2 protein-coding genes are annotated in these 2493 nt (G+C 33.0%); both read left to right on the forward strand.

What is annotated here, in order from left to right; genetic code table 11:
* The first annotated feature begins 306 nt into the window (after positions 1-306).
* Positions 307-1266 (forward strand): alpha/beta hydrolase, encoded by a 960-nt coding sequence (locus tag AC2ETI_RS32460; RefSeq protein WP_000723979.1) that lies wholly within the window; start codon positions 307-309, stop codon positions 1264-1266.
* A gap of 200 nt (positions 1267-1466) precedes the next feature.
* Entirely contained in the window at positions 1467-2198 is a 732-nt protein-coding gene (locus tag AC2ETI_RS32465) for a DsbA family oxidoreductase (RefSeq protein ID WP_000687943.1), read from the forward strand.
* Positions 2199-2493 lie beyond the last annotated feature (295 nt).

The following is a 2493-nucleotide window of genomic DNA, read 5'->3' on the forward strand; positions in this document are numbered from 1 at the left end:
GGACCTTGTCCCTGTGAGAGTAGGACGTCGCCAAGCAACTTTAAGACGAGTCAGAATGACTCGTCTTTTTTGTGTTTTATAACTTTTTTTCAAAGCTAAATATTTTGAAGTGCTTCTCGCTTTTCAAAAAGATTTTTGAGTACGTAGCTATATAAGTTTTATTCAATTTCTTTCGTGATTCTTTATATGTAATTTAAGATTTTCTATTTTATTTCTTAAAGATAGGATTCATCAGTGTGTTAAAATAGTACAGTTGTTTTTGATGTACTTTAATATAAGAAGATTTAAGTTAGAAAAGGAGATAATATGAAAAAGATAAGTATAATTACTATAGTAGTCTTAGTCCTGCTAGTAATCGTGTATATGTTAGTTGGAAATTATTTTTATAACTATGCGTTAAATGCGAAACAAGAAAAAGAATTTTTGCAAGATAATCCTCATTTAGTAGAAACGGTAAATGCATCGGGAGATGTAATGGCTGCAAATGAAGAAAAGAATGCAAACTTCGTATCGAAGTATAAACCTAACACATTAACTATACGTTCTTTCGATAAATTAAATTTAAAAGGTTATGAATATATGAATGAACCATCTAGTCATAAATGGGCAATTGTAGTTCATGGATACAATGGTAGAGCATCAGAAATGACGAAATATGTTCGTAACTTTTATGAACAAGGTTATAATGTCATAGCACCAGACCTTCGTGGGCACGGAAATAGTGAAGGGGATTATGTTGGTATGGGCTGGCATGATCGTAAAGATGTTTTGATTTGGATTCAACAAATCTTGAAGAAAGACCCTAATGCTGAAATAGCTCTATTTGGTGTTTCAATGGGCGGGGCAACTGTAATGATGACTTCAGGAGAAGATTTACCTTCTAATGTTAAAGTTATTATTGAAGATTGTGGATACTCAACTGTTATTGATGAATTTACTTATCAACTAAAAGATTTATTCCATTTACCGAAGTTTCCTGTTATGAATGCGGCAAATACGGTTACTAAATTAAGAGCTGGTTACGATTTAGAAGAGGCTTCAGCTGTAAAACAAGTAGCGAAAAGTAAAACACCTATGCTGTTCATTCATGGGGATGCTGATACATTCGTTCCTTTTGAAATGTTAGATGAAGTATATAATGCTGCAAAAGTAGAAAAAGAGAAATTAATTGTTCCAGGTGCTGGACATGGAGAAGCGGAGAAAGTAGATTCGAATAAATATTGGAATACTGTATGGAAGTTCGTAGGGAAGTATATTCCGGCATAATTAAAGTTGTTGCATTTATATAGACGATAATCGGAGGGATAATAGTTAATCCTTTTGATTATCGTTTTTTTGTTAATTAGGTATTCTGCTATAAGTGTGTTTTTGTATGTACTATATGAAGGAGATAGAGCAAAAACTTTTGAATTCCTTAATCTCAGTGCTACAATGATTGAAAACTAAATGTTAATGAGGTGTTTTTTATGAAAATTGAAGTATGGTCGGATTTTGTATGTCCATTTTGCTATATTGGGAAACGTAGATTAGAGATGGCTTTAGAACAATTTCCACATAAGAAGGATGTTGAAGTTGAGTTTAAAAGTTTTGAATTAGACCAAAATGCTCCAATCTATTCTGGAACAAGTATTAATGAAGTACTTGCATCAAAGTATGGAATTAGTATTGAAGAAGCTAAGCGTAATAACGTACAGTTAGGAAATCATGCAGCTAGTATGGGTTTAAGTTTTAATTTTGATGAGATGAAGCCGACTAATACTTTTGATGCGCATCGTCTTGCTAAGTTTGCAAAGAATCAAGGGAAAGAAAAAGAGATTACAGAAAATTTACTTTTTGCATATTTCACTGAATCGAAAAATTTAAGCGATGTGGATACACTTGCTACTATCGCTGAAGCTTCAGGTTTAGATAAGCAAGAATCTTTAAATGTTATTAATGATAAAAATGCGTATGCAAATGATGTTAGAATTGATGAAGCGATTGCTCAGCAATATCAAATTTCGGGAGTGCCTTATTTTATTATTAATCAAAAGTATGCTATTTCAGGTGCACAACCACTTGAAACTTTTGTTGGTGCACTTCAGCAAGTGTGGGAAGAAGAGAATCCTGCACCTAAGTTGCAAGAACTTTCTTCAGAGGGTGGAAGCGATCTTTCTTGTACTGATGGAAGTTGTTCGGTGCCGTCGAAAGAACAATAGTTTTTATGGTAGAAGAGCACCCCATAGATTGTTCTGTGGGATGCTTGTATATAACTTATAGAAGAAATACGTAAATGAAATCTATAAAATATAAAGTTTTTTAAAAAACGTATTGACGATTATACTTTAGAGGTGTAATATAGAACAAGTCGCCGATGACATTAACGTCGAAAGCGACAAACGAAATAAAAAACTTAGTTGACATCAATTAACGAAAGTGTTAACATAAGGAAGTCGCAAATGAGCGACTAAGTAGTTCTTTGAAAACTGAACGAAACAAACAACGTGAAACGTC

Source organism: Rhodococcus sp. MurmanLake-1, from assembly GCF_056945715.1.

Excerpts from the sequence above, each read along its gene's own strand:
- AC2ETI_RS32460 (WP_000723979.1), top strand. The coding sequence starts at position 307 with ATGAAAAAGATAAGTATAATTACTATAGTAGTCTTAGTCCTGCTAGTA.
- AC2ETI_RS32465 (WP_000687943.1), top strand. The coding sequence starts at position 1,467 with ATGAAAATTGAAGTATGGTCGGATTTTGTATGTCCATTTTGCTATATT.